Origin of the sequence: Pseudomonas sp. (genome assembly GCF_033723075.1) — a bacterium.
GTDB lineage: Bacteria > Pseudomonadota > Gammaproteobacteria > Pseudomonadales > Pseudomonadaceae > Aquipseudomonas.
On sequence record NZ_JAWVXU010000024.1, the window covers coordinates 23,461 to 43,070 of the forward strand.

The window sequence follows — 19,610 nt, forward strand, 5'->3', positions numbered from 1 at the left end:
GGGTTGCAGTTGCAGCTTGTGGCTTGTGGCTTGCAGCTCCTCGGAGGGGCCCCATGAGCCATGTGATCGACCGACGTCTGAACGGCAAGAACAAGAGCACGGTTAACCGTCAGCGCTTCTTGCGGCGTTACCGTGACCACATCAAGAAAGCCGTCGAAGAGGCGGTGAGCCGCCGTTCCATTACCGATATGGAGCATGGCGAACAGATCAGCATTCCCGGTCGCGACATCGACGAGCCGATATTTCACCACGGCCGCGGCGGCAAGCAGACCATCGTCCATCCGGGCAACAAGGAATTCACTGCCGGCGAGCGCATTCCGCGGCCGCCTGGCGGCGGTGGCGGCCGAGGCGGTGGCAAGGCCAGCAATAGCGGCGAAGGCATGGATGAGTTCGTCTTCCAGATCACCCAGGAAGAATTTCTCGACTTCATGTTCGAGGATCTCGAACTGCCCAACCTGGTGAAACGCCACCTGACCGGTGCCGACACCTTCAAGACCGTGCGCGCCGGCATCAGCAACGAAGGCAATCCGTCGCGGATCAACATCGTGCGCACCCTGCGCTCGGCCCACGCCCGGCGTATCGCCCTGTCCGGCAGCAGCCGCACCAAGCTGAAAGAGGCGCAGGTCGAACTGGAGCGACTGAAGCGCGAAGAGCCGGACAACTTCGGCGACATTCAGGCGCTTGAAGCGGAAATCGGCAAGCTCCTGGCCCGGATAAAACGCGTGCCCTTCCTCGACACCTTCGACCTCAAATACAACCTGCTGGTCAAGCACCCCAATCCCAGCTCGAAAGCGGTGATGTTCTGCCTGATGGACGTGTCGGGCTCCATGACCCAGGCCACCAAGGACATCGCCAAGCGCTTTTTCATCCTGCTGTACCTGTTCCTCAAGCGTAACTACGACAAGATCGACGTAGTGTTCATCCGCCACCACACCAGCGCCAAGGAGGTGGACGAGGAGGAGTTCTTCTATTCCCGCGAGACCGGCGGCACCATCGTCTCCAGCGCGCTCAAACTGATGCAGGAGATCATGGCCGAGCGCTATCCCACCAACGAATGGAATATCTATGGTGCCCAGGCGTCGGATGGCGACAACTGGAATGACGATTCACCGATTTGCCGGGATATATTGATCAAGCAGATCATGCCGTTCGTGCAGTACTTCACCTACGTCGAGATCACCCCGCGCGAGCACCAGGCGCTGTGGTTCGAGTACGAACAGGTCAGCGAAGCCTTTGACGACACCTTCGCCCAGCAGCAACTGGTGTCGGCAGGCGATATCTACCCCGTGTTCCGCGAACTGTTCCAGCGGAGGCTTGTGACATGACAGCGCATGACAGCAGCGTACCCGTGAAGAAACGCCAACCGATCTCCACCGGCTCGGAGTGGACCTTCGAGCTGGTGCGTGCCTACGACCGCGAAATCAGCCGACTCGCCGAACGCTATGCGCTGGACACCTACCCCAATCAGATCGAAGTGATCACCGCCGAACAGATGATGGACGCCTATGCCTCGGTGGGCATGCCATTGGGTTATCACCACTGGTCCTATGGCAAACAGTTCCTCAGCACCGAGAAGAATTACAAACGCGGGCAGATGGGCCTGGCCTACGAGATCGTGATCAACTCCGATCCCTGCATCGCCTACCTGATGGAAGAGAACACCATGTGCATGCAGGCACTGGTGATCGCCCATGCCTGCTACGGCCACAACAGCTTCTTCAAGGGCAACTACCTGTTCCGCACCTGGACCGACGCCAGCTCGATCGTCGACTACCTGGTGTTCGCCAAGCAGTACATCATGCAGTGCGAGGAACGCCATGGCATCGATGCGGTGGAAGACCTGCTCGACTCCTGCCATGCCCTGATGAACTACGGGGTCGACCGCTACAAGCGCCCCTACCCGATTTCCGCCGAAGAGGAGCGGCGTCGGCAGAAGGAGCGCGAAGAGCATCTGCAGAAACAGATCAACGACCTCTGGCGCACCATTCCCAAGGGCGCCGGCAAGCGCGGTGAGGAAGACAACAAGCGCTTCCCCCTGGAACCCCAGGAAAACATCCTGTACTTCCTGGAGAAACATGCCCCCCTGCTCGAACCCTGGCAGCGTGAAGTGATCCGCATCGTGCGCAAGATCGCCCAGTACTTCTATCCGCAGCGCCAGACCCAGGTGATGAACGAAGGCTGGGCCTGCTTCTGGCATTACACCCTGATGAACGACCTGTATGACGAGGGCCTGGTCACCGACGGCTTCATGATCGAGTTCCTCCAGTCGCACACCAGCGTGATCTACCAGCCGCCCTTCGACAGCCCCTACTACAGCGGCATCAACCCCTACACCCTGGGTTTCGCCATGTACCGCGACATCCGCCGGATCTGCGAAGAGCCCACCGAAGAGGACAAGCACTGGTTCCCCGATATCGCCGGCAGCGACTGGCTGACGACCCTCAAGTTCGCCATGAGCAGCTTCAAGGATGAGAGCTTCATCCTGCAGTACCTGTCACCCAAGGTGATCCGCGACCTCAAGCTGTTCAGTATTCTCGATGACGATCAGAAGGATGAATTGCTGGTCCCGGCCATCCATGACGAACCCGGCTACCAGAACATCCGCGAAACCCTGGCCGCCCAGTACAACCTGGGCAATCGCGAGCCCAACATCCAGATCTGGAGCATCGACCGCCGCGGTGACCGCTCACTGACCCTGCGTCACCAGCAGCACGACCGCAAACCCCTGGGCAACTCCACCGACGAAGTGCTCAAGCACCTGCACCGCCTGTGGGGCTTCGACATTCACCTGGAAACCCTGCAGGGCGACAAATTGATCGACACCCAGCATGTACCGCCCAAGGGCGAAAGCGATCACGACAGCGACTACCCCCGGCTCGACCTGGTCATTCCACCGATCTGATCGCGCTGCCCATTCCCCCATTAGCCTGGATGACGTGAGCAATGGCGTTTGCGCCAGGCAGGGTGACAAGGACGTAGCCCGGATGCAATCCGGGAGCGGCTTGTTGGCGCCAGATTTCCCCGGATTGCGCCAAGGCTTATCCAGCTACTGCAGCGCGAGCCTTTTACGTAATGCCGTTCACTCTGCTGAAGTGAACGACGCGCTCTCCATCCGCGGACAAGCCCCCTCCCTCCTGAGCACCACAGAGCTGTAGGCACGGCGCCCCGCCGGGCCCGTCAAATGCTCGCAGCCAAGTCCGCCCCCACAAGAGCACCAGCGCAGCGCAGGAGGGGCCCTGGCCGCGAACCGTGACCTGGACTCTCGATTGCCCACAGTCTCAAGCCATGGCCGCTCAGAGGTTGTGAAAATATCGAGCGCCGTAGCGGGCACCAGGGGGCGGTCGCCGTAGGCGAGAGTTTTTTCACAGCCTCTCAGGCCCTCCAGCCGTTATGCTGTGCCGCCTACAGAGGAGCAGACATGCAGATCTACAAAGTCGGCGGTGCAGTGCGTGATCGCCTGCTTGGCCGCGAAGTCACAGAGGTTGACTGGGTGGTGGTCGGCGCCAGCGCCGAACAGATGCTGGAACAGGGCTATCGCCCGGTGGGCGCAGACTTTCCGGTGTTCCTGCACCCGCAAACCGGCGAGGAGTATGCCCTGGCGCGCACCGAGCGCAAGAGCGGGCGTGGCTACGGCGGCTTCACCTTCTACGCCAGCCCGGACGTCACCCTCGAAGAGGACCTGATCCGCCGCGACCTCACCGTCAACGCCATGGCCGAGGACGAACAGGGCCGCCTGATCGACCCCTATGGCGGCCAACGCGACCTCGAAGCCAAGCTGCTACGGCATGTCTCCCCGGCCTTCGCCGAAGACCCGTTGCGCGTCCTGCGGGTCGCCCGCTTCGCCGCGCGCTATGCACCACTGGGTTTTCGCGTGGCGCCCGAGACCCTGGCGCTGATGCAGCAACTGAGCGACTCCGGCGAGCTCTCGGCGCTGACGGCCGAACGCAGCTGGAAGGAAATCTCCCGCGCCCTGCTCGAGTCTCGCCCCGACGTGTTTATCCAGGTCCTGCGTGACTGCGGCGCACTCAAGGCGCTGCTACCGGAAGTCGACGCCCTGTTCGGCGTGCCACAGCCACCCGCCCATCACCCGGAAATCGATACCGGCGTGCACGTACTCAGCGTGCTGCGTCAGTGCGCCGAACACCGGCAGCCGCTGGCGGTGCGCTGGGCCTGCCTGCTGCATGATGTCGGCAAAGGCCTGACGCCGACGGCCGACTGGCCCCGGCATATCGCCCATGAGCGACGCGGACTGAAGCTGATCCGGGCGATCAACTCGCGCAGCAAGGCGCCGAAAGACTGCCAGGAACTGGCCCTGCTGGTCGGCGAATACCACACCCACGGCCACCGCGCCCTGGAGCTGAAAGCCTCGACCCTGCTGGAGCTGCTGCAGCACTTCGATGTGTTTCGCCGCCCGCAGCGCTTCGAGGCGTTCATCGCTGCCTGCGAGATGGATGCCCGTGGACGGGACGGCCTGGAACAACGCGACTACCCGCAAGCCGATTACCTGCGCGGCGCCATGCAGGCGGCCCGCACAGTGGCGGTGCAGCCGCTGCTGGAGCAGGGCTTGCAAGGCCCCGAGCTGGGTGAGGCGCTCAGGCGCGAGCGCCTCAAGGCGCTCAAGGCCTACAAGGCGAGCCTTGCGCCGGCCGCCGAGGATGCGCGCAACGAGCCCTAGCGACTCGCCAGGTCGCTAGGCAGACCTGGGGAATGCCGCGAGCAGATCGGCCGGCGTCAGTTCGCTTCCGCGCCACTGGAATGGCACAGGACAGAGTTGCTGCTCGATCTGCGCCGCCTGCCACAGCACGGCAAAGCTGCGCTGCTCTGCTGGGTGCAGGCGATCCGGCAGCAGCAGCGCCAACGGCCAGAGCACAAAGGCGTTTTTCAGGATTTCTGCCCGCGGCAGCACCAACCCGTCGAAATTACCGACCTGATCGCCATACAGCAGGACATCGATATCCAGCGGCAGGCCCTTGCGCTCGGGCGCATAACGACCGTTGTCCGCCTCGATGAATTTCAGCCGGCGATCCAGCTCACCCAACGGCAGCTCGCTATAGCCCACCACCACCAGGTTGAAGAAGGGTCCACTCTTGATGCCCACCGCCTGGCTTTCAAACACTGGCGAACAGCGCATGTCGCCCAGCATGGCGGCCAGCGCGTCGAGCCCGGCCTGCAAATGCGCCTCACGCTCGATATTGCTGCCCAGGCCAAGCACAACGGGAGTTAGCGACATCCGCGCTCGATCTCCACGCCAACACCGCCAATCGCGGCCGGTACTGCACCGGGCTTGGTCAACCTGAGGCGCAGCCAGGGAATCTGGAACTCGCTCATCAGCACCGCGGCCAGCCGCTCGGCAAAGGTTTCCACCAGAATGAACTGCGCTTCGCTGGCAAAGGCCTGGACTCGCGCCGACACCGCCGCGTAATCGAGCGCCTTGCTCAGGTCATCGCCAGTCGCTGCCGGGCGGTTGTCCCAACCCAGGCACAGATCCAGGCGCAAGCACTGGCGAATGGTGCGCTCCCAGTCGTAGGCGCCGATTACCGTATCGACTTCCAGACCTTCAATAAACACTGTGTCCAAGCACTCTCTCCACAACACGCCAAAGCCGCAGCATATCGCTGACTGACCGAGTAACACCTACTGTGCACGACTATACGGCGTTGAAATCAGCTTTAAATGCTCATTTGCGACGCCTACACCGCGCTTTTGCCTTATCGGGCCAGCCCCGCACGCCATCGCGGTACTGCACTCGCTACCTTTTTCAACTGCCTGCTAGAATCCAGCCATTCCTTCACCGCGGAATGGCTACCATGTTTTGGCTGCTGACGATCCTCGCCTACCTGCTCGGCTCACTGTCCTTCGCCATTCTACTCAGCCGCAAGGCGGGTGGACCGGATCCGCGCATCAGTGGCTCCGGCAACCCCGGCGCTACCAATATGCTGCGGGTCGCCGGCAAACGCCTGGCCGGCCTGACCCTGCTCGGCGACCTGTTCAAAGGCCTGCTCCCGGTCCTGGCCGGAGCCCTGCTTGGCTTGAGCCTGCAACAACAAGCCTGGCTGGGCCTCGCAGCCGTCATCGGCCATCTATACCCGCTGTACTTTCGCTTCCATGGCGGTAAAGGCGTGGCCACTGCCGCCGGCATGCTGCTGGGGCTTTACCCGCCGGCTGCACTGCTGGCCATCTGCGCCTGGCTACTGAGCTTCAACCTGACCCGCACCAGCTCGTTGGCCGCACTGATCGCCACCCCGCTGAGTCTGCCACTGCTGGCCTGGCAACAACCCGAAGCACTGCTGCCGATGAGCGCAGTGACCGGTCTGATCGTCTGGCGGCACCGCAGCAATCTCCGCGACCTGTTCGACGGCCGAGAGCGGCATTTTTAAGTAACCGCTAGATCGCCGGCAACGCCTCCATCGGCCAGCGCGCCTGCACCTTGATGTTCAGCTCCTCATGCTGCCCGGCCTTGAGGCGCTGGCAACCGGCATAGGCGATCATCGCGCCGTTGTCGGTGCAGAACGCCGGACGGGCGTAGAACACCTGCCCCTTGAACTCGGTGAGCATTTTTTCCAGCCCCAGACGCAGCGCCTTGTTTGCGCTGACGCCGCCGGCGATCACCAGGGAGTTGAGCCCGGTCTGCTTGAGCGCCCGCCGGCACTTGATGGTCAGGGTCTCGACCACCGCCTGCTGGAACGCCAGGGCGACATCACAACGGGTCTGCTCGCCATCATCGCCGGCGGCGCGACGCTGCTGCCAGGTATTGAGGGTAAAGGTCTTCAAACCGCTGAAACTGAAATCCAGTCCCGGCCGATCGGTCATCGGCCGCGGAAAAGTAAAGCGCCCCGGCGTACCCTTCTCGGCCAGTCGCGCGATTTCCGGCCCGCCCGGGTATTGCAGGCCCATGAGCTTGGCGGTCTTGTCGAAGGCTTCGCCGGCGGCATCATCGAGTGACTCGCCGAGCAGCTGGTAACGACCGATGCCATCGACCCTCACCAGCTGGGTATGACCACCGGAGACCAACAAAGCGACGAACGGAAAAGCCGGCGGATTTTCTTCCAGCATCGGGGCCAGCAAGTGGCCTTCCATATGGTGCACGCCAAGCGCCGGAATGCCCCAGGCGAAAGCCAGCGCCTGGGCACAGGAGGCGCCTACCAGCAGCGCTCCAACCAGCCCCGGGCCGGCGGTATAGGCAACGGCCTGGATATCGCCCGGCACGCATTTGGCTTCGGCCAATACCTCGCGGATCAACGGCAGCATGCGTTTGACGTGATCGCGCGAGGCCAGCTCGGGCACCACACCGCCGTAAATACGGTGCTGCTCGATCTGACTGAACAAGGCATCGGCCAGCAGGCCACGCTCGCTGTGATAGAGTGCGACACCTGTCTCATCGCAGGAAGTTTCCAATCCCAGTACCAGCATGGGCAACGCCTTGATATTGAGGGGCTAAACGCCAGAAGGCGCGCATGATAATCGGCGCTGGCGGACTCAGACCAGTCCTTTTCGATCAGAGGCTTTGCATTCCTGATGATGAGACGGTAACATCCGCAACCCTTAAAAACGTACGTTCTCCAGCGCCATTTGCCAGGAGTACGACACCCCCCGGTAATAAAGAAGGTACGCCCTGGATGCCAGCCGTCAAAGTTAAAGAGAACGAACCCTTCGACGTAGCTCTGCGTCGTTTCAAGCGCTCCTGCGAAAAAGCCGGTGTTCTGGCCGAAGTTCGCAGCCGTGAATTTTATGAAAAGCCGACTTCCGAGCGTAAGCGCAAAGCAGCAGCCGCTGTTAAGCGTCACGCCAAGAAAGTACAGCGCGAGCAGCGCCGCAGCGTCCGCCTGTACTAATACGTACAAGCGCAACGCCTGAATGCCCGGCCTTGGCCGGGCTTCGCTTCTGGACTCCGCACCACCCATGGGTGGCGCGGGGTCTTTTAGTTTCCGTAATATTTGTGCAGCCGCCTCGCACGGCAGTATCCTGAGCGCCTATGGCCGGCCTGATCCCGCAATCCTTCATCGATGATCTGCTCAACCGCACCGATATCGTCGACGTGGTCGCCTCGCGCATCCAGCTGAAAAAGGCCGGCAAGAACTACACCGCCTGCTGCCCCTTCCATAAAGAAAAGACCCCCTCGTTCAGCGTCAGCCCGGACAAACAGTTCTATTACTGCTTCGGCTGCGGCGCCGGCGGCAACGCCCTGGGCTTTATCATGGACCACGACCAACTGGACTTCCCCCAGGCGGTCGAGGATCTGGCCAAGCGCGCCGGCATGGACGTGCCGCGCGAAGAGAGCGGACGCAACAGCAACAGCAAACCGCGCCAACCCACCGACTCCCCGCTTTATCCGCTGCTGACCGCCGCCGCCGAGTACTACCGCCAGGCCCTGAAGAGCCATCCGCAGCGCAAGGCCGCCATCGACTACCTCAAGGGCCGCGGCCTTTCCGGCGAGATCGCCCGCGATTTCGGCCTGGGCTTCGCCCCGCCCGGCTGGGACAACCTGCACAAGCACCTGGCCAGCGACAGCCTGCAGCAGAAAGCCATGATCGACGCCGGTCTGCTGGTGGAAAACGCCGACAACCCGGAAAAAATCAAGCGCTACGACCGCTTCCGCGACCGCATCATGTTCCCCATCCGCGACAGTCGCGGCCGGGTGATCGCCTTTGGCGGCCGGGTGCTCGGCGACGATAAACCCAAGTACCTGAACTCCCCGGAAACCCCGGTATTCCACAAGGGCCAGGAACTCTATGGCCTGTTCGAGGCACGCAAAAGCAACCGCGACCTCGACGAGATCATGGTGGTCGAGGGCTACATGGACGTCATCGCCCTGGCCCAGCAAGGCCTGCGCAACGCCGTCGCCACCCTCGGCACCGCCACCAGCGAAGAGCACCTCAAACGCCTGTTCCGCGTCGTGCCCAGCGTGCTGTTCTGCTTCGACGGCGACGCGGCCGGACGCAATGCAGCCTGGCGCGCCCTGGAGGCGACCCTACCCAGCCTGCAGGATGGCCGGCGCGCGCGCTTCCTGTTCCTCCCTGACGGCGAAGACCCGGACACCCTGGTGCGCAGCGAAGGCACCGACGCCTTCCGCGCGCGCATCAACCAGCACGCCCAGCCCCTGGCCGACTACTTCTTCCAACAACTCAGCGAGGAGGCCGATCCGCGCTCACTCGAAGGCAAAGCCCACCTGGTGACACTGGCCGCCCCACTGATCGACAAGATTCCCGGCAACAACCTGCGCATCCTGATGCGCCAGCGCCTCACCGAAATCACCGGCCTCAGCGGCGAATCCCTGAGCCAGATGGCACCCTCCACCAAGAGCAGCGCCCACCCCGGCGCCAACTCAACCTCCGGCGATTACTACCCGGATCATGGCGAAATCCCCGATAGCGCCTACTATGATGTTGCCCCCGCCCCCAATGAATATGAAAATCCCACCCCGGCGGCGGGCTTCGAGCGCAGCAAGGGCAAGAGCGACTGGAAGAAAGAAGGCGGCAAATGGAGTAAAAAGGGCCGCGACGACTTCACGCCACGCGCACCACGCACCGCTGTCAGCGTCGAATCGCCGCACTTGAGCGCGTTACGCACGCTGCTGCATCACCCCGAACTGGCACAGAATGTCGAAGACGTCAGCCACTTCGCCGCCGAAGACGACACCTACACACAACTGCTGGTGGCCCTGCTCGGCGCCCTGCAAAAGAACCCGAAGCTGCGCGCACTGCAACTGCTCGCGCGCTGGCACGGCACCGAGCAGGGCCGCTTGTTACGGGCCCTGGCGGAAAAGGAGTGGCTGATTTCAGCCGACAACCTTGAACAACAGTTTTTCGACACTATAACTAGTCTTGTGGCCCGCCAACGCGAGCGCAGCCTGGAACATTTGATCAACAAAGCCCGTCTAAGTGAGTTAAGTGCAGAGGAAAAAAACCAACTGCGCAACCTGCTGAGCCGAAATGCATCACCGGTAATCCCGAGCCCAACTGGCGCATAGGGGTCTTATTCGGGTATAATCCGCGGCTTGTTTTTAGCCCGCCAAGACCTTCAGTGGATAGGGTGTTATGTCCGGAAAAGCGCAACAGCAGTCTCGTATCAAAGAGTTGATCACCCTTGGTCGTGAGCAGGGCTACCTGACTTACGCGGAGGTCAACGACCACCTGCCGGAGGATATTTCAGATCCGGAACAGGTGGAAGACATCATCCGCATGATCAACGACATGGGGATCAACGTATTCGAGGTTGCGCCAGATAAGGATTCTCTTATGCTGGCCGACGCCGATACTGACGAAGCGGCTGCGGAAGAAGCAGCGGCTGCGTTGGCAGCGGTCGAGACCGACATTGGCCGGACTACCGACCCAGTGCGCATGTATATGCGCGAAATGGGTACCGTAGAGCTCCTCACACGTGAAGGCGAAATCGAAATCGCCAAACGTATTGAGGAGGGTATCCGTGAAGTCATGGGCGCTATTGCCCACTTCCCTGGCACAGTCGACAGCATCCTCGCCGAATACACCCGCGTGACCACCGAAGGTGGCCGTCTGGTTGAAGTCCTCAACGGCTATATCGACCCGGACGACGGCAGTGTTCCTGCCGAAGCCGCCGCGCCGGTGCCGGTCAAGGACGGCACGGCCGATGACAAGGACAAGGACGACAAGGACGAGGACACGGACGACGCCGAAGAGGAAGAAGAAGGCGATGGCGGTCCGGACCCGGAAGAAGCCCTGCGCCGCTTCACGGCCATCTCCGAACAAATGGAGATCGCCAAGAAGGCCGTGAAGAAGCATGGCCGCGGCAGCAAGCAAGGCATCGCCGAGCTGAAAGCCCTGGCTGAGCTGTTCATGCCGATCAAGCTGGTGCCCAAGCAATATGAAGCATTGGTGGTTCGCGTACGCGGCACCCTGGAGCGCTTGCGCGCTCAAGAACGCGCCATCATGCAACTCTGCGTACGTGATGCACGGATGCCGCGCGCCGACTTCCTGCGCCTGTTCCCAGGCAATGAAGTCGATCTCACCTGGTCCGAGCAACTGGCCAAGGGCAAAGCCAAGTACGCCGAGGCCATCGGCGGTCTGCAAGCCGACATTCAGCGCTGCCAGCAGAAGCTGGTTGCCCTGCAAGCCGAGTGCGACCTGACCCTGGCCGAAATCAAGGACATCAACCGGCGCATGTCGATCGGCGAGGCCAAGGCCCGTCGCGCGAAGAAAGAGATGGTTGAAGCCAACTTGCGCCTGGTGATCTCGATCGCCAAGAAGTACACCAACCGCGGCCTGCAATTCCTCGACCTGATCCAGGAAGGCAACATCGGCCTGATGAAAGCGGTGGACAAGTTCGAATACCGTCGCGGCTACAAGTTCTCGACCTATGCCACCTGGTGGATCCGTCAGGCGATCACTCGCTCGATTGCCGACCAGGCTCGCACCATCCGTATTCCGGTGCACATGATCGAGACCATCAACAAGCTCAACCGTATCTCCCGGCAGATGTTGCAGGAGATGGGTCGCGAACCGACCCCGGAAGAGCTGGGTGAGCGCATGGAAATGCCCGAGGACAAAATCCGCAAGGTATTGAAGATCGCCAAAGAGCCGATCTCCATGGAAACCCCGATCGGCGACGACGAAGATTCGCACTTGGGCGACTTCATCGAGGACTCCACCATGCAATCGCCGATCGACGTGGCGACCGTGGAAAGCCTCAAGGAAGCCACCCGCGAAGTACTCTCCGGCCTCACCGCGCGTGAAGCCAAGGTACTGCGCATGCGCTTCGGCATCGACATGAACACCGACCACACCCTCGAGGAGGTTGGTAAACAGTTCGATGTCACGCGCGAGCGGATTCGTCAGATCGAGGCCAAGGCGCTGCGCAAGTTGCGCCACCCGACGCGAAGCGAGCATCTACGCTCCTTCCTCGACGAGTAAGACCAAACCCCCGGCCCAAACCGGGGGTTTTGCTATCTGCCTAGCCGACTGCCGAGCCCGGTCTACACTCGGAGTACCACCCGCTCCGTAACGAGGCTGCCATGCCGCGATTGCCGGCCATTCTCCTGTTGTGTCTGGTGTGTTGGGTCAGTCCGGTTGCAGCTCTGGCGCTCAGCGAAGAGGAGCGCAACTGGCTTGCCGAGCACCCGGTACTGCGCCTGGGCATCGATGCCTCCTGGCCGCCGTTCGAGTTTCGTGACGCCCAAGGTCGCTACCAGGGCCTGGCTGCCGACTACATCGCCCTGCTCGAGCAACGCCTGGGCGTGAGCCTGCAGCCAAACACAACGAACAGTTGGAGCGAGGTACTGGAGCAGGCCAAGGCCGGCCAGATCGACTTGCTGCCCGCCGTGATGGCAACCCCTGAACGCCAGACCTACCTGGCCTTCACCCGCCCTTACCTGGACTTCCCAATCGTCATCCTGGCGCGCGATGGCGGCCCGCAACCACGCACAATGAAGGAGCTCAACGACCTGAAAACTGCAGTGGTCGCCAATTACGCGCCCCACGAACTGCTGCGCAGCCAGCACCCAGACCTCCAGCTGCTGCCGTTACCGACCGTCAATGCCGCCCTGCAAGCACTCGCCAGCGGCCAGGCCGACGCCATGATCGGCGACCTCGCCTCCAGCGCCTGGAGCCTGCGCCAGCTCAAACTGGAAAGCCTGTTCATCAGCGGCGAAACGCCCTATCGCTATCAACTGGCCATGGCCGCGCCGCACGACCAGGCGATCCTCAGCGGGATTCTCGACAAGCTGCTCGCCGACATCACCAGCGAAGAAGCCGGCGCCCTGCAGGCGCGCTGGATCGGCAACCTGCATGACCGGCGCAGCATCTGGCGCGAACTGCTGCTCTACGGCCTCCCGGGCCTGCTCGCGCTGAGTTTCATCATTGCCGTGATCCTGCGCATCAACCGCCGCCTGCACGCCGAAATGGACGCCCGCGGCCTGCTCGAACAGGAATTGCGCAACAGCGAACAGCACTACCGCAGCCTGGTGGAAAACCTCTCGGCCATCGCCTGGGAGGCACGCCTGGATGACTACAGCTTCACCTATGTCTCGCAGCACGCGGAAAAACTGCTCGGCTATCCGCTGGCCGACTGGACGCGCCCAGGCTTCTGGCTGAACGCCCTGCACCCGGACGATGCCCAGCAGGCCATGGAATACTGTCTGCGCGAAAGCACCGCCGGCCGCGATCACAGCCTCGACTACCGCATGTGTGCCGCCGACGGCCGCGTGCTATGGATCCGCGACATCGTCACCCTGACCCGCAGTGGCGACCAGACCATCATGCGCGGCCTGATGGTCGACATCAGCGAAGCCAAACAGGCCGAGCAGGCCCTGCGCCTCTCCGAGCAGAAATTCGCCTCGGTATTCCAGCAATGCCCGGACATCCTGGTGATCGCCCGCCAGTCCGACGGCCGCCTGCTGGAAGCCAATAATGCCTTCGAGCAGCAGACCGGCATCCCGGTCAGCGAAGCGCTCGGTAAAACCGCCACCGAACTGAATATCTGGGCTATCCCCGGCATCGGCCAGACCCTGCTCGAGCGCCTCCAAGGCGAGAGCCTGCGCAACCTGGAAATGCCCTTCCAGCGGCGTAATGGCCAACGCTTCACCGGTCTGATCTCCGCCCAGGCCTTCCAGCTCGCCGACACCCCGGCGCTGGTGGTGGTGGTGCGTGACATCAGCCAGCTCAAAGCCACCCAACAGCAACTGCTGCTCTCCGAAGACAAATTCGCCAAAGCCTTCCACGCCTCCCCCGACGGCCTGCTGATCAGCCGCGTTCGCGATGGCCTGCTGATCGAAATCAACCAGGGTTTCAGTCGCATCACCGGCTACAGCAGCAGCGAAGTGGCGCAGCGTTCGACCCTGGAGCTGGGCGTCTGGGCCAACCCGGCGGATCGCACCCGGATGATCGAACAGATCGACCTGCACGGCAGCGTACGCGACCTGGCAGCCCCAATCCGCACCCGCAATGGCCAGATACGCCTGTGCGAACTGTCTGTCCAACCGATCCAGGTCGGCGATGACCCCTGCCTGCTGACCATCGCCCGCGACATCACCGAGCGCCAGCTCATGCAGGAAAAACTCCAGCAAGCCGCCACCGTGTTCGAAAGCACCGCCGAAGGCGTGATGATCACCGACCCCCAGCAATGCATAGTCGCGGTCAACCGCGCCTTCAGCGAAATTACCGGCTTCAGCGAAGCCGAAGCGCTCGGGCAAACACCTCGGCTGCTCGCCTCCGGCCAGCACGACAGCGCCTTCTACAGCGCCATGTGGCACCAGCTGGAAGCTGAAGGACACTGGCAAGGGGAAATCTGGAACAGACGCAAGAACGCCGAGATCTTTCCGGAATGGCTGACCATCAGCGCCGTGCGCAATAAAGACCGGCAGACCACGCACTTCGTCGCCGTATTCGCCGACATCAGCTCACTCAAGCATGCCCAGGCCCGCCTCGACTACCAGGCCCACCACGACTCGCTGACCGGCCTGCCCAACCGCATGCTGTTCGAAGCGCGACTGCATGCCGCACTCGACGATGCGCAAACCGACGACCGCCAAGGCGCAATCCTGTTTCTCGACCTCGACCGCTTCAAGCACATCAACGACAGCCTTGGCCACCCGATCGGCGACCTGCTGCTCAAGAGCATCGCCATCCGCCTCAAGGAACAACTGCGCGACATCGACACCGTTGCCCGCCTCGGCGGCGACGAATTCATCATCCTGCTACCGGGCCTGCACCAGACCGACGACGACGCCAAACTGGTCGCCAACAAACTGCTCGCCTGCTTCAGCCTGCCCTTCCACCTCGACGACCACGAGTTCCATATCAGCGCCAGCATCGGTATCAGCCTGTACCCGGATGACGGCCTGGATGTCGCCACCCTGGTGAAGAACGCCGACGCCGCCATGTACCGCTCCAAAGCCAAAGGCCGCAACCGGGTCGAAATGTACACCCACGACCTGACCTTCCAGGCCACCGAACGCATGACTCTGGAACATGAGCTGCGCCGCGCCCTCGAGCGCGGAGAGCTGCAACTCTACTACCAGCCGAAACTCTGCCTGAGCACCCGGCGCCTGGCCGGCGCCGAAGCCCTGGTCCGCTGGAGCCACCCTGTGTTTGGCGAAATCCCACCGGACCGTTTCATCCCCCTGGCCGAGGAAACCGGCCTGATACTGCCGCTGGGCGACTGGGTGCTGCAGCAAGCCTGCCGGCAAATGGGCGAATGGCAACGCCTCCACGCCCCGTTCGGCCCCCTCTCGGTCAACCTGGCCGGCGTACAACTGCGTCAACCGAAGCTGCTCGAACGCATCACCCAGCTGCTCGACAGCAACTCACTGGCCCCCAGCCTGCTGCAACTGGAAATCACCGAAAGCTTCATCATGAACCAGACCGAGGACGCCCTGAGTATCCTCCACCAACTCAAGACCCTCGGCGTGCAACTGGCCATCGACGACTTCGGCACCGGCTACTCCTCGCTGAGTTACCTCAAGCGCCTGCCACTGGACACCCTGAAAATCGACCAATCCTTCGTCCGTGGCCTGCCGAACGACCCGCACGACGCAGCCATTGCCCGCGCCATCATCGCCCTGGGTCGCAGCATGCAACTCACGGTGATCGCCGAAGGCGTGGAAACCAAGGCCCAGGAGCGGTTTCTCGCCGCCGAAGGTTGCGAACAGATCCAGGGCTTCGTCCTCAGCCACCCCCTCACCGCCGACGCCTTCGCCCATAATTTCCTCGGCCCACGTCGTTCAGTTGGCACTACGGAGAAGGCGCCGGTATAATCCGCCGGCTTCTGAGGGCCCATAGCTCAGTTGGTTAGAGCAGGGGACTCATAATCCCTTGGTCCACGGTTCGAGTCCGTGTGGGCCCACCAAATCGAAAAGCCGCGCACTGCGCGGCTTTTTGCTGTCTGAGCTATTCAATCCTTCAGGTCACAGCAAAGGCGTGCAGCCGCTCCATCATTGGCCTGATGTATCGCTTCCTCAAGGCAGCTCATCCGGCCAGAGTTTCTGGACGATGTAGGAGTTGGACTCACCTGGCAGGGTGGTTAGAGCTCAATGATCAGATCCGGGCGGAACCCAGTCTCTTCACCCGGATATCCTCGAGGGTTGCAGACCACCCGCGTGCCCGCCAGGTCATAGTCGACAGCCCTATGCGAATGCCCGTGCACCCACAGCGCCACCTGCTCGCCACCCATAAGGTCTTCCCAGCGATTGGCGTAGGCGGCATCCAGATGAGTGCCCGCGTGCGGGCTGCCCTGGAGGGAGCGCAGCGTCGGCGCGTGGTGAGTGATCACCACGGTTGGGCCGTCAAATGGTTGCGCCAGCTGCATGCGCAGCCAGTCTTTCGTCTGTACCGATCGGGCGACCAGATCGGCCGGGCGGATACGTCTGTAACCTTCGGTGCGGATCTGCCGGAAGTCGTTCATCGCGTTCTGCGCACTCAGGCACGCCATCGGCGGGTTGCCGGTAGCGGAAAAGTCCGTCCACATGGTCGCCCCCAGAAAGCGTACGCCGCCCAGGATGACCTCATCGCGCTCCAACACCCGAACACAATCATCCTGCGCCGCGCGCATTTTTTCCAGGGTATGGCTCAGGTGTCCACCGTAGAACTCGTGGTTGCCTGGGACGTACAACACCGGGCCGGCAAAGACTTGCCTGGCCCACTCGACAGCACGCCCCTGGACATCGATGTCGCCAGCCAGAATGACCGCATCGCAGTCCAACGGCACCGGAGTAAAGGGGCCGAACTCATTGTGCAGATCGGACAACAAATGAATACGCATAATGAAATACTCGCCCCTCGGCTGGCCGCTGGTCTACACCGACAACAACCGATCATGATTTTTTTGCCGTGAGCCCGTTTTCGCCCCCCAATGAAGGGCCAAACATACCTTTAGCAAACAGTGACCCTTCGCTCACTTCGACAAGTGCAGCAAGGCCAAGGCGGGAGACACGCGTAGGATCGGCACCTACGAAAACAAGGGAGCTTCACCATGAGCGGAAAACCGGCGGCTCGCCAAACTGATCCCACCTCTTGCCCAGCGCCTGGCCATGGCACAAACCCCATAGCAACGGGCTCACCGAACGTCTTCTTCGATAACCTGCCAGCAGCGCGAATGAGCGACACGTCGGCCTGCGGCAGCCCCATAGTGGGCGCAGTTGCCAGCACGGTACTGATCAACGGCCTGCCAGCGGCGACGCTGGGCAGCACGGGTGGTCATGGGAACGTGATCATCGGCGGCTCAGCCAGCGTGATCATCGGGGACTCCGCAGTAGGGGCACCTTTCACCGCACCAGCCCCATTATCATTGGCCCCAGCCCCGGTGCCAGTAACGACTGCAGTGGCTCCAGCGAACCAACCGCCTGCCACGACACTCGCGACGCAGCCCGCCCAGCAAGCCGCCGCCTCATCTATGCCCCAACCCGTGCAGACCACGGATCCAGTAGCCGCAGCCAAGCAGATTTTGGACACCTTCGAATGCTCGACCGCTCAGAGTCGTGTTTTCAACGATCAGGCCCATCCAATGGGGACGGCCAGCGATCCATTCGAGAAAAGCAAGGTCATAGAGCAACTGCGAGTGCGCGTCGCAAAATCCCAAGGGCAATACATTGCGACAAAGGAAAGAATCACCCCATATCCGAACCAGCAAGAGACAAGCCTGTGCGGCCCTGCGGTTTTCTTCTACGCATTGCTGGTGGACCGCCCCGATCTTTACACCCAGGCGATAATCGAACTATGGGAAACCGGGGAAACCACGATAGGGCAGCTGCACATCAAGCCCAGCCATGACTGCCGGAACCCGAAGAAATTCAGCCATACGGCAGCGGGAGATCGCATATCTGCGATTGACTGGATTTCCCTGGCCAGCCTTCGTGACAGCGAAAACGGCCTTTTTGATTATGACTCGCCAGGTGATCAGATCCCTGGGATTACCCTTCCAGGGAAAGTGAAGTCCTGGTTCACCGAAGCCGGCGCGACCGTAGTCTTCGACAACATCCAGTTCCGGGGACATATCAATCAAGAAAAGCTCTTGGAACTCTTTAGCTATGTGGGCAGCCAGCATCATGTCACTTCGCTGATTTCCGCCTCGATGGTGGAAGGCGGGGCTGGGGTCGGAAAAAACCATTGGATTGCCTGGGAGAAAGTCCCGCAGACTCATGGCGGCCCAGTCGACGAGACCACCTTGCCGGCTGAAGTCATCGTCAACTCCAAGCTGTTCTCCTGGGGGCAGTCCATGCACCAGGTTACGCGGGACTACACGCTCAAGCAGCTCCTCAAGGACGCATTCGGCGGGATCGTATTCAGCCGAATCCCATGATCAGGAAGGAACCCCATATGCTGCGAAAAATACTTTTTGCTCTCTGCTTGGCACTACCTCTTGCAGGCTGTGAAGCAGGCATCTTTGCAAATACGCTGACGAGCTGTGCCATGCAGCCTGAACCTGAGCTACTCCCCGAGAGCCTGCCAGTAGCCGTTGCGGGCGAGCCCTATAGCGTGCAACTGGAAGTGATCAACACCTCGGCGCCAGTCCATGGCATCTATGTGAGTGATACAAACGCCCTGCCTGAAGGGCTTTGGGTCGAGCACCAGGACCGTGATTCCCATGGGTTGATCACAGGAACGCCGGTCAAGGCCGGCACCTATGAAGTGCACGTGTCCGCCGGCACCTATGGCACCCAATGCGCGGGCCTAAGAGCAAGTCGCGTCTACAGGCTCGAAGTCATGGAGTGACGGACACTCAATGAGCTAATTAGACAGTGAGCCGAATCGCCCGCGCTATCAGCTCACGCAATGAGCCGAATAAGCCCGCTAATCGGCTCACAGACAAGCAATCCCCATAAACGAACCCTTCTGGATCTGGCCGCCGTTCCACTGGCAAAACCAGCAAAAATCAGCACGTCAGTCGCTGATCGCTGTTAGCAAATAGTCGATGAGCCCTTGAGCTAGCGAAAGCAATTGGCCATTATCCGGGCCAGTGCCCGGCATTTGGATTCTTGGCACGCCTGCTCGCTCGGATAACGAGCGTCACCTAAGCGGCTTTGCTCAAGGAAGACGGTATGGACTACAGCGTCATCCTCCGCCCCTTAATCGACACCGCGACCTGGCTGATTCCCGCCATGCTGCTGATCGGCCTGCTCAAGTCGCCTTGGGCCAAGGGCCAGATCGGCGAACTGCTGGTGCGCCTGTTCGCCCATTGGCAGCTGGATAAGCAAACCTACCGCCGCCTGCACAACGTCACCCTGAGCACCCCCGACGGCACCACCCAGATCGACCACGTATTTCTCTCGCCCTACGGCATCTTCGTGCTGGAAACCAAGAACATGAGCGGTTGGATCTTCGGCAGCGAGAAGCAACCACAGTGGACGCAGAAGCTCTACAAACGCACCTTCAAGCTCCAGAACCCGCTACGGCAGAACTACAAACACCTCAAGGCCCTGGAAGCCACCCTTGGCGTTAACCCGGAGCACCTGCACTCGGTCATCACCTTCATCGGCGGCAGCACCTTCAAAACCGAGGTGCCGGACAACGTGACCCAGGGCATTGGCTTTATCCGCCATATCCAGTCATTCCAGCAGCCGCTATTCAGCGAGGCTGAAGTCGACGCCATGTTGCAGGCTCTGCAATCAGGCCGCCGCGCACCAACACTCGCCAATAAAGACAATT

At 61.6% G+C, this 19,610-nt stretch carries 13 protein-coding genes, 1 tRNA gene and 2 pseudogenes; 12 read left to right on the plus strand and 4 right to left on the minus strand.

Annotation, left to right across the window (positions count from 1 at the left end):
- Positions 1 to 53: 53 nt before the first annotated feature.
- The 3 genes from R3355_RS21310 (at position 54) to R3355_RS21320 (ending at position 4,675) form a co-directional block, all read left to right on the plus strand.
- Positions 54 to 1,325, plus strand: a complete 1,272-nt coding sequence (locus R3355_RS21310; protein ID WP_318963068.1) for a YeaH/YhbH family protein — start codon at positions 54 to 56, stop codon at positions 1,323 to 1,325.
- A gap of 23 nt (positions 1,326 to 1,348) precedes the next feature.
- On the plus strand, positions 1,349 to 2,902 hold the full coding sequence (locus tag R3355_RS21315; RefSeq protein WP_318949724.1) for a SpoVR family protein: 1,554 nt from the start codon (positions 1,349 to 1,351) through the stop codon (positions 2,900 to 2,902).
- A gap of 516 nt (positions 2,903 to 3,418) precedes the next feature.
- Positions 3,419 to 4,675 (plus strand): multifunctional CCA addition/repair protein, encoded by a 1,257-nt coding sequence (locus tag R3355_RS21320; RefSeq protein WP_318963070.1) that lies wholly within the window; start codon positions 3,419 to 3,421, stop codon positions 4,673 to 4,675.
- A gap of 15 nt (positions 4,676 to 4,690) precedes the next feature.
- Here R3355_RS21320 and folK read toward each other — a convergent pair whose 3' ends face one another.
- Both folK and folB read right to left on the minus strand, forming a co-directional pair.
- The gene (gene folK / locus R3355_RS21325) at positions 4,691 to 5,230 is read right to left on the minus strand and encodes a 2-amino-4-hydroxy-6-hydroxymethyldihydropteridine diphosphokinase (protein WP_318963071.1); all 540 of its coding nucleotides are present in this window, start codon (positions 5,228 to 5,230) and stop codon (positions 4,691 to 4,693) included.
- Positions 5,221 to 5,577: a dihydroneopterin aldolase gene (gene folB / locus R3355_RS21330; RefSeq protein ID WP_318951266.1), complete on the minus strand. Its 357-nt coding sequence runs from the start codon at positions 5,575 to 5,577 to the stop codon at positions 5,221 to 5,223. Before folB ends, folK begins: the two co-directional genes overlap by 10 nt.
- Before the next feature lie 230 nt (positions 5,578 to 5,807).
- On the opposite strand from folB, the gene plsY reads away from it, so the two are divergent.
- A complete protein-coding gene (gene plsY / locus R3355_RS21335) occupies positions 5,808 to 6,377 on the plus strand; it encodes a glycerol-3-phosphate 1-O-acyltransferase PlsY (protein ID WP_318951265.1) in 570 nt (189 codons plus the stop codon).
- Between the two features lie 7 nt (positions 6,378 to 6,384).
- On the opposite strand, the gene tsaD is transcribed toward plsY, so the two are convergent.
- Positions 6,385 to 7,410, minus strand: a complete 1,026-nt coding sequence (gene tsaD, locus R3355_RS21340; RefSeq protein WP_318963072.1) for a tRNA (adenosine(37)-N6)-threonylcarbamoyltransferase complex transferase subunit TsaD — start codon at positions 7,408 to 7,410, stop codon at positions 6,385 to 6,387.
- 206 nt (positions 7,411 to 7,616) lie between these two features.
- Between tsaD and rpsU the strand changes: the two genes are divergently transcribed.
- The 5 genes from rpsU to R3355_RS21365 all read left to right on the plus strand — a co-directional run bounded on the left by rpsU (position 7,617) and on the right by R3355_RS21365 (position 15,816).
- Positions 7,617 to 7,832 carry a 30S ribosomal protein S21 gene (rpsU, locus tag R3355_RS21345; protein ID WP_003296736.1) on the plus strand — a complete coding sequence of 72 codons (216 nt, stop codon included), beginning with the start codon at positions 7,617 to 7,619 and terminating at the stop codon, positions 7,830 to 7,832.
- A gap of 140 nt (positions 7,833 to 7,972) precedes the next feature.
- Complete coding sequence (dnaG, locus tag R3355_RS21350; protein ID WP_318963074.1) at positions 7,973 to 9,967, plus strand: DNA primase; 1,995 nt, start codon at positions 7,973 to 7,975, stop codon at positions 9,965 to 9,967.
- 67 nt (positions 9,968 to 10,034) lie between these two features.
- Positions 10,035 to 11,885, plus strand: a complete 1,851-nt coding sequence (gene rpoD, locus R3355_RS21355; RefSeq protein WP_318963076.1) for an RNA polymerase sigma factor RpoD — start codon at positions 10,035 to 10,037, stop codon at positions 11,883 to 11,885.
- A gap of 101 nt (positions 11,886 to 11,986) precedes the next feature.
- Positions 11,987 to 15,724: an EAL domain-containing protein gene (locus R3355_RS21360; RefSeq protein ID WP_318963077.1), complete on the plus strand. Its 3,738-nt coding sequence runs from the start codon at positions 11,987 to 11,989 to the stop codon at positions 15,722 to 15,724.
- A 15-nt stretch (positions 15,725 to 15,739) separates the two neighbouring features.
- Positions 15,740 to 15,816, plus strand: a tRNA-Ile gene (locus R3355_RS21365).
- 174 nt (positions 15,817 to 15,990) lie between these two features.
- Here the strand turns inward: R3355_RS21365 and R3355_RS21370 are convergent.
- A complete protein-coding gene (locus R3355_RS21370; RefSeq protein WP_318963079.1) occupies positions 15,991 to 16,728 on the minus strand; it encodes a metallophosphoesterase family protein in 738 nt (245 codons plus the stop codon).
- Between the two features lie 207 nt (positions 16,729 to 16,935).
- On the opposite strand from R3355_RS21370, the pseudogene R3355_RS21375 reads away from it, so the two are divergent.
- The 3 genes and pseudogenes from R3355_RS21375 to R3355_RS21385 all read left to right on the plus strand — a co-directional run.
- Positions 16,936 to 17,334: pseudogene (locus tag R3355_RS21375) on the plus strand (PAAR domain-containing protein); the annotation flags it as partial.
- Between the two features lie 947 nt (positions 17,335 to 18,281).
- Complete coding sequence (locus R3355_RS21380; RefSeq protein WP_318963081.1) at positions 18,282 to 18,677, plus strand: putative Ig domain-containing protein; 396 nt, start codon at positions 18,282 to 18,284, stop codon at positions 18,675 to 18,677.
- A 326-nt stretch (positions 18,678 to 19,003) separates the two neighbouring features.
- A pseudogene (locus R3355_RS21385) lies at positions 19,004 to 19,597 on the plus strand (nuclease-related domain-containing protein); the annotation flags it as partial.
- Positions 19,598 to 19,610: the final 13 nt, after the last annotated feature.